Raw genomic sequence first — 8,153 nt, 5'->3', positions numbered from 1 at the left:
GGGGGGGGGCCGCTGTTAGGAGTGCAGATTGTGCATCGGGTCGAGGCGCGCGCGAGTGATCGAGGTGCGGCGTTGCGCAGGAGTCTGGCGCACGCCTGAAAAGCAAAAGCCCCTCACCCTAGCCCTCTCCCCGAGGGAGAGGGGACTGATTGGGGGATATTGCAGAAGTACGCCGACGTGAAGGAGTTGTGGTGAATCCATAATCGATGGGATCTTTCCGGTCATGGAGAACGGCAGACACCTCGACCGGCCCCTTCGGGTGACCATCAAATCCATAATCGACTCGATCTTTCAGGTCGATGGATAACGCCAAACACCTCGGTCGGCCCCTTCGTGTGACCATCAAATCCATAATCGACTCGATTTTTCAGGTCGATGGATAACGCCAAACACCTCGGTCGGCTCCTTCTCCCTCTGGGAGAGGGCTGGGGTGAGGGTTGAAAGTCTGGTTAGATAGCCGCTCCGCCAGGATTCAACCCGGAGTCTCGCTTGAGCACAGTCCCGAACAACCCGCCCCGTCCCGATCCCGTCACCCTGCGCCAGGCCTGGCGCTTCTGGCTGAAACTCGGCTGCATCGGCTTCGGCGGGCCGGCCGGGCAGATCGCGATCATGCATCAGGAACTGGTCGAGCGCCGGCGCTGGATCTCTGAAAAGCGTTTTCTGCACGCCCTCAACTACTGCATGTTGCTGCCCGGCCCCGAGGCTCAGCAATTGGCGACGTACATCGGCTGGTTGCTGCATCGTACCTGGGGCGGTGTGATTGCCGGTGCGCTGTTTGTGCTGCCGTCGTTGTTCATTCTGATTGGCTTGTCGTGGCTGTACGTCGCGTTCGGTGACGTGCCGGCGGTGGCCGGGGTGTTTTACGGGATCAAACCGGCAATCACCGCGATTGTGCTGCACGCGGCGCATCGCATCGGCTCGCGCGCGCTGAAAAATGCCTGGCTGTGGGCGATTGCCGGGGCCTCGTTCGTGGCGATTTTCGCTTTCAATGTGCCCTTCCCCTTGATCGTCCTCGGGGCCGCGTTGATCGGTTATCTGGGCGGACGATTCGCACCGCAGCGGTTCAGCAACGGCGGTGCGCGCAACAGCGAGAAATCCTTCGGCCCGGCGTTGATCGATGACGATACGCCGGCGCCCGAACACGCCCGTTTCAATAGGGCGAAGCTGCTGCGCCTGGCGTTGATCGGTGCGGTGCTCTGGTGTTTACCGATGGCGTTGTTGACGGCGTTGTTCGGCTGGGACGGCACGTTCACGCAAATGGCCTGGTTCTTCACCAAAGCCGCCCTGCTCACGTTCGGCGGCGCCTACGCGGTGCTGCCTTACGTCTATCAGGGTGCCGTCGGGCATTACGGCTGGTTGACGCCGACGCAGATGATCGATGGCCTCGCACTCGGCGAAACCACCCCCGGCCCACTGATCATGGTGGTGGCGTTTGTCGGTTTCGTCGGTGCCTACGTGCAACCGGCGTTCGGCCCTGAACACGCCTTTGCCGCCGGCGCACTGGCGGCAACGCTGGTGACCTGGTTCACCTTCCTGCCCTCGTTTCTGTTCATTCTCGCCGGCGGGCCGTTGGTGGAATCGACGCACAACGAACTGAAGTTCACCGCACCGCTGACGGCGATCACCGCGGCCGTGGTCGGGGTGATTCTGAATCTGGCGTGTTTTTTCTCCTATCACGTGTTCTGGCCAAACGGTTTTGCCGGGGCGCTGGACCTGTTCTCGCTGATGCTGGCGGTGGTGGCAGCGCTGGCGCTGTTCGTTTTCAAACGCGGCGTGATCAGTGTGTTGATCGTTTGCGCCCTCGCCGGGCTGGGCTTTCACCTGATGCGCTGACCCCTGGCCTGCGAATCTCCCGTTTACACGCCCGGGAATTCCCCCTTACTATCCGGGCACACCGGTCGGCGGGTCAGCCCGCCACCGACGTTTTCCGCCAACGGAAACACGCGTTATGAGTACGTCACCACAACAACCAGAATCGTTGAACGTCTCTGCCCTGCGCGCCCTCTCTCACAGGGGCTGCGTATGAATCGTATCGTCAATCTCCCCATGGCCCTGCGCCGTTCCAAGCTGCGTCACTCCGCACGCCCGCCGGATATCTCTCTGCCTGTCTGATCGCGTCCGTTAAAGAACCGCGACAGTCCCCTACTTCTTGATATCCCTGCCAGGACACCCACGCCTTTTTGCCGCGTCGTGTCCGGCCCGAATCTGCGCGCCTGTGCGGCGCCATCGTGAGTGATCGTTATGAAATTCGCAGCCATCGAAGACGCACGCCTGTTCCTTGAACAGAACCCCGATATCGACATGATCGAGTTGTTCATCCTCGACGCCAACGGCGTGCCACGCGGCAAGCTGTTGCACCGCGAAGAACTGCTCGCCGTGTACCAAAGCGGTCGCCCGCTACCGAGCACCATTCTCGGTCTGACCGTGCAGGGTGAAGACGTCGAGAACTCCGGCCTGGTCTGGGACGTCGGCGATATCGACTGCCGCGCCTATCCGCTGGAAGGCAGTCTGGTGCGCCTGCCGTGGCGCAAGATTCCAACTGCCGCCGTGCAGGTCAGCATGCACCCGACCGAAGGCATGCCCGCGAGCATCGCCGACCCGCGACACTTGCTGATCAAGGTGATCGACGGCCTCAAGGCTGAGGGTTATCACCCGGTGATGGCCTGCGAACTGGAGTTCTATCTGCTCGACGCCAAACGCGATCACAACGGCCGCCCGCAACCGGCACTGGACGCTGATGGTGGCCGACCGCGACACACCCAGGTTTATGGTTTGCGTGAGCTGGAGCAGATCGAACCGTTCCTCGCCGACCTCTACAGCGCCTGCAAACTGCACGGCATTCCGGCGCGCACGGCGATTTCCGAATACGCCCCGGGCCAGGTGGAAATCACCCTTGAACACGGTGATGCGCTGGAGGCGATGGATCAGGCCGTGCGCTACAAACGTCTGGTCAAAGCCATCGCCCATCAGCACGGCATGCAGGCAACGTTCATGGCCAAGCCGTTCGATGATCTGGCCGGCACCGGCATGCACATGCATGTGAGTCTGGCCGATGGCGCGGGACACAATCTGTTCGCCTCGGAAGACCCGGCCGGCACTCCGCTGCTGCGCACGGCGATTGGCGGCATGCTTGCCTCGCTGCTCGACTCGTTGTTGCTGTTCTGCCCGAACGCCAACTCGTACCGACGCTTTCAGGCCAACAGCTACGCGCCGCTGGCGCCGACATGGGGCGTCGACAACCGCACCGTGAGCCTGCGCGTGCCCGGTGGCCCGGCCAACACCCGGCACATCGAACACCGCATCTGCGGCGCCGATGCCAACCCGTATCTGGCCGCGGCGGCGATCCTTGCCGGGATTCATCGCGGCATTCGTGAAGACCTCGACCCGGGCGCGCCGGTTGAAGGCAATGGCTACGCGCAGGCGAAGGAATTGTTGCCGACGGATTGGCTGACCTCGCTGCAGGCGCTGGAAAATTCGGTGTGGGCGCGGGATGCCTTGGGGCAGGAATTTCTCGGGGTGTATCTGGCGGTGAAACGTGCCGAGTACCGGCAGTTCATGGCCGAGGTGGGTGAGCAGGATTGGCGGTGGTATCTCACCGAGGCTTAACGATCCGACACCGAACCTGTGGGAGCGAGCTTGCTCGCTCCCACAGGGGATTGCACTCCGACTCCCGAATTTTGTGTGGACACTGACATGACCGAACGCTGCAATTCCTACTACACCGCCACCCTTAACCAAGACACCAACTACCCGACCCTGCAAGGCCGGCACAAGGTCGACGTGGTGATTATCGGCGGCGGTTTCACCGGCGTCGCCACCGCTGTCGAACTCGCCGAAAAAGGCCTGAAAGTCGCCATCGTCGAAAGCCACAAGATCGGCTGGGGCGCCACCGGGCGCAACGGCGGTCAGGTCACCGGCAGCCTTTCCGGCGACGGTGCGATGCGCAAACAGATGCGCGCGAAACTCGGCGATGACGTCGATGATTTCATCTGGCACCTGCGCTGGCGCGGGCATGAAATCATCCAGCAACGCGTCGAGAAATACGCCATTCAGTGCGACCTCAAACACGGCCATTTGCACGCCGCGTACAAGCCCAGTCATATGACCGACTTGCGTAAGGATTATGAAGAGGCCGTACGGCGCGGATTAGGCGATGAAGTCAGCCTGCTCGACCGCAGTCAGGTGCGTGATCTGCTGCAAAGCGACCTCTACCACGGCGCAATCAAGAATACGCGCAACATGCATTTGCACCCGCTCAACCTGTGCATCGGTGAAGCGCGAGCGGCGGAAAGTCTCGGTGCGCTGATCTTCGAAAACAGCGAAGTGCTGGAGATCATTCACGGCGCTACGCCGGGTGTGCGCACGGCTCACGGACAGATCGACGCTAATCAAGTAATGCTCGCCGGCGACGTCTACCACAAGCTCGAACCGGGTCAGCTCAAGGGCAAGATTTTCCCGGCCATGGGCGGCATCGTCACCACCGCGCCACTGGGCGATCTGGCAAAACAGATCAACCCCGAAGACCTTGCGGTGTACGACTGCCGTTTCGTCCTCGACTACTACCGCCTCACCGCAGACGGCCGCTTGTTGTTCGGTGGCGGCGCCAACTACAGCGGCAAGGATTCACGGGACATCGCCGCCGAACTGCGCCCGTGCATCGAGCAGACATTCCCGGCGCTCAAAGGCGTGCAGATCGATTACCAGTGGAGCTGCGCGATGGGCATCGTCATCAACCGCATCCCGCAACTGGGCAAGCTCTCGGACAACGTCTGGTATTGCCAGGGTTACTCGGGGCACGGCATCGCGACCACCCACATCATGGGCGAAATCATGAGCCGCGCGATCACCGGGCAAATGGAGCAGTTCGACACGTTTGCCCAGTGCCAGCACATTCGCGTGCCGATGGGGGATTTGCTCGGCAACCCGTTGCTGGCGGCGGGGATGTGGTATTACCAGATGCTTGAGCGACTTCGCTAAGCCTGTGTTGATCCTGCTGACCCCATCGCTGGCAAGCCAGCTCCCACAGTGTCCGTGGCGTACCCAAATTTCATGTACACCGCAAAAACCTGTGGGAGCTGGCTTGCCAGCGATGAGGCCATCAGCTCCACCACAAAACCTCAATCCGCCAACTGCTCCACCACAATCCCCAACCGCCGATAATCCTCGACACTCCCCGACGCCACATGCCGCTCGGTAATCAGCGTATGCAGGCGCGAACACGGCGCCACCACAAACGGCTCCACCGCCCCCAACTTATCCGCCGTGGTCACCGCAATCACCCGCGTGGCGCCATCGAGCATCGCCTGCTTCACCGGCACTTCATCGAAATGCAGCGAGGTGATCCCCACCTCCGGATGAATCGCACACACGCCAGTAATCGCCAGATCCGCCTTGATCCCCGCGAGCAAACGCAGCGCCTCATGCCCACCCGCCGTCATCGTTCGCGGGTTCAGCTGGCCGCCAGCGAGAATCACTTTCACACCCTTGAATTCAGACAGGGCAATCGCCGTCATCGGCGAAGCGGTCACTGCCGTGATGCTGATATCTGCACGCAACGAGCGCGCCACCTGCAACGTGGTCGAGCCGGAATCGAACAGCACAATCTGCCCGTCTTCAACTTCCTGCGCCGCCCGTTGCGCCAAACGAACCTTGACCTCATCCGTCTCGTCCAGCCGGGTGAAGTAGTCCTTGCCGGAATCTTTCGGACGCGGCAACGCGCCGCCGTGGACACGCTGCACCAGCCCGGCAGTGTCCAGTTCGGCGAGGTCGCGGCGGATGGTGTCTTCGGAGACTGCGAAGTGCTGACTCAACTCGGACGCCATAACTTTGCCGTCACGTTCGAGAAGCAAAAGGATTTTCTGTCGACGCAGGGATGGCAGTTCAGCTGCGGAATGGTCGTGCATGGTTATGCCTGTTTGTGCTTGTAGTTGCAGGTTTAGCGAGCTTAGCCAAAGCTCTGAGCAAACACAAACCAACGGGGTATCAATCGTTTCGATCATTGGAATCGACAAGGCGAATTTTTTCTTTGCTTTCAACCTGTTCAGAATGGCCGCACTTCCAAAAGGCTCAGGATGAACACCTCATGAATCTCAATTTTGCGTTTGCGTGCATGATCGTCGTGTCGTTTGCGATTGCCCTGGGCCACGCCTGACAGCGCCTCAGACCGACGCCAGCAATTGCTCGCGCAACCATTTGTGCGCCGGATCGCGGTGCGAACGTTCACCCCAGAACATCGCCATCTCGTAGCCTGGTACTTCCAGCGGCGCGTCGACCACTTGCAAGGCCGGGTTGCCGCGCACCAGGCGTGACGGCAGCATCGCCACCAGATCGGTGCTGGCCAACACCGACATCGCCATCAGAAAGTGCGGCACCGATAACACCACTTTTCTCATCAGCCCGACATCGGCAAGCGCACGGTCGGTCACCCCGAAAAAGCCCCCACCCTCGCGCGACACCATCACGTGCTCAAGCGTGCAGAATTGTTTGCGCGTGGGCGCAGACTTTAATCCGGGATGGCCGACTCGACCCGCCAGCACATAACGCTCGGTGAACAGCGGTCGGAGGTGCAACTCCGGCGGCGCGTCTTCGCTGATGTGCAGCGCCAGATCGAACACACCCTGCTCGGCCTGTTTGACAAGATGCGCAGGGGTCAGATCGATCACCGCCAGACGCGTGCCCGGTGCCTGTTCACGCAAGCGGCTCAGGGCCGGCAGCACCACCGTCGACTCGCCGTAATCGGTCGCGGCGATTTTCCAGGTGTGCGTCGCCTGCGCCGGGTCGAACGCACTGGCCGGCGCCACCGCCCTTTCCAACGCCTCAAGTGCTTCGCGCAACGGCTCTCGCAGTTCATCGGCGCGTGCCGTCGGGCGCATGCCACGCGGTCCGGGCAACAGCAGCGGATCGCCAAAGATGTCGCGCAACTTGGCCAGATGCACACTCACCGAAGGCTGCGACAGATTCAGACGCTGCGCCGCTCGGGTGACGTTGTGCTCCGCCAGCAACACATCGAGGGTCAGCAGCAGATTGATATCCAGCCGTCTCAAATTATTCATGGCTATACCAGACATATCAGACATTCATTTCCAATATACCTGTTGAACGCCGATCCTGCAGTCACTCAGCCAACGGAGCTTCAACATGAACGTATTACTGGTCTACGCCCATCCTGAACCAACGTCCCTCAACGGCTCGCTGCGCGACTTCAGCGTCCAGCGCCTGCAAGCCGCCGGCCACTCCGTGCAGGTCTCCGACCTCTACGCGATGAACTGGAAAGCCACCCTAGACACCGACGACGCCCCGCAGCGCGATGCGACGAAACCGTTCCACGCCTCCCTCGACTCGAAAGTCGCGTACGCCGAAGGCATTCAGGCCGCCGACATCGCCCGTGAGCAGGAGAAACTGCTGTGGGCTGACGCGCTGATCCTGCAGTTTCCGCTGTGGTGGTTCACCATGCCCGCCATTCTCAAAGGCTGGGTCGATCGCGTATACGCCTACGGGTTTGCCTATGGCGTCGGCGAACACTCCGACAGCCGTTGGGGCGAGCGTTATGGCGAAGGGAAAATGAAAGGCAAACGGGCGATGTTGATGGTTACCACTGGCGGCTGGGAATCGCACTATGCGCCGCGCGGGATCAATGGGCCGATGGATGATTTGCTGTTTCCGATACAGCACGGGATTCTGTATTACCCAGGTTTCGAAGTGGTGCCGCCGTTTGTGGTGTATCGGACCAGTCGGATGGATGCGGCGCGGTATGCCGAGACTTGTGATGAGCTGGGGCGGCGGCTGGATGAGCTGTGGAGTGCACGGCCGATTGGGTTTCGGCAGCAGAATGGTGGGGAGTATGAGATTCCTGCTTTGACCTTGAAGAGCGATATCGCGCCGGATAGCGAAGGCTTCGACGCACACATCCGCTAGTGCCGCATCGACCTCGCAGAGCAAAAGCCCCTCACCCTAACCCTCTCCCAGAGGGAGAGAGGACTGACCGAGTTGTTTTTTCGAGCTACGCCGACCTGATATCTCGAGCTGAACTCAGCTTTTGAAAGGCACCGAGATCGGCTCCCTTCCCCCTCGTCCTCCTGGAGAGAGGGGACTGACCGAGTTGTTTTTTCGAGTTACGCCGACCTGGGATATCGAGCCGAACTCAAGTTTTGAAC

Annotated in this window: 6 protein-coding genes; 4 read left to right on the top strand and 2 right to left on the bottom strand. The window is 61.0% G+C overall.

Annotation, left to right across the window (positions count from 1 at the left end; translation table 11 throughout):
* Positions 1-489 precede the first annotated feature (489 nt).
* The 3 genes from chrA to M9827_RS06765 all read left to right on the top strand — a co-directional run bounded on the left by chrA (position 490) and on the right by M9827_RS06765 (position 4,977).
* Positions 490-1,833 carry a chromate efflux transporter gene (chrA, locus tag M9827_RS06775; protein ID WP_250604478.1) on the top strand — a complete coding sequence of 448 codons (1,344 nt, stop codon included), beginning with the start codon at positions 490-492 and terminating at the stop codon, positions 1,831-1,833.
* Between the two features lie 408 nt (positions 1,834-2,241).
* Positions 2,242-3,606, top strand: coding sequence for a glutamine synthetase family protein (locus tag M9827_RS06770; protein ID WP_250604476.1), 1,365 nt, complete (start codon positions 2,242-2,244; stop codon positions 3,604-3,606).
* An 87-nt stretch (positions 3,607-3,693) separates the two neighbouring features.
* Positions 3,694-4,977, top strand: coding sequence for an NAD(P)/FAD-dependent oxidoreductase (locus M9827_RS06765; protein WP_250604473.1), 1,284 nt, complete (start codon positions 3,694-3,696; stop codon positions 4,975-4,977).
* Between the two features lie 140 nt (positions 4,978-5,117).
* Here M9827_RS06765 and M9827_RS06760 read toward each other — a convergent pair whose 3' ends face one another.
* Positions 5,118-5,903 (bottom strand): DeoR/GlpR family DNA-binding transcription regulator, encoded by a 786-nt coding sequence (locus M9827_RS06760; RefSeq protein ID WP_250604471.1) that lies wholly within the window; start codon positions 5,901-5,903, stop codon positions 5,118-5,120.
* A gap of 255 nt (positions 5,904-6,158) precedes the next feature.
* Positions 6,159-7,052 carry a LysR family transcriptional regulator gene (locus tag M9827_RS06755; RefSeq protein WP_250604469.1) on the bottom strand — a complete coding sequence of 298 codons (894 nt, stop codon included), beginning with the start codon at positions 7,050-7,052 and terminating at the stop codon, positions 6,159-6,161.
* An 85-nt stretch (positions 7,053-7,137) separates the two neighbouring features.
* Here M9827_RS06755 and M9827_RS06750 point away from each other — a divergent pair, with 85 nt between their 5' ends.
* Positions 7,138-7,914, top strand: coding sequence for an NAD(P)H-dependent oxidoreductase (locus tag M9827_RS06750; RefSeq protein ID WP_250604467.1), 777 nt, complete (start codon positions 7,138-7,140; stop codon positions 7,912-7,914).
* Positions 7,915-8,153 lie beyond the last annotated feature (239 nt).

The organism is Pseudomonas sp. AKS31, from assembly GCF_023634765.1.
GTDB lineage: Bacteria > Pseudomonadota > Gammaproteobacteria > Pseudomonadales > Pseudomonadaceae > Aquipseudomonas.
The sequence above is the reverse complement of the archived record's forward strand: the minus strand, read 5'-3'. Positions and strand labels throughout refer to the sequence as shown.

Bases quoted from the DNA above. Each gene is read 5' to 3' on its own strand.
- M9827_RS06770 (WP_250604476.1), top strand. From the start codon at position 2,242: ATGAAATTCGCAGCCATCGAAGACGCACGCCTGTTCCTTGAACAGAAC.
- M9827_RS06755 (WP_250604469.1), bottom strand. From the start codon at position 7,052: ATGAATAATTTGAGACGGCTGGATATCAATCTGCTGCTGACCCTCGAT.
- M9827_RS06760 (WP_250604471.1), bottom strand. From the start codon at position 5,903: ATGCACGACCATTCCGCAGCTGAACTGCCATCCCTGCGTCGACAGAAA.
- M9827_RS06750 (WP_250604467.1), top strand. From the start codon at position 7,138: ATGAACGTATTACTGGTCTACGCCCATCCTGAACCAACGTCCCTCAAC.
- M9827_RS06765 (WP_250604473.1), top strand. From the start codon at position 3,694: ATGACCGAACGCTGCAATTCCTACTACACCGCCACCCTTAACCAAGAC.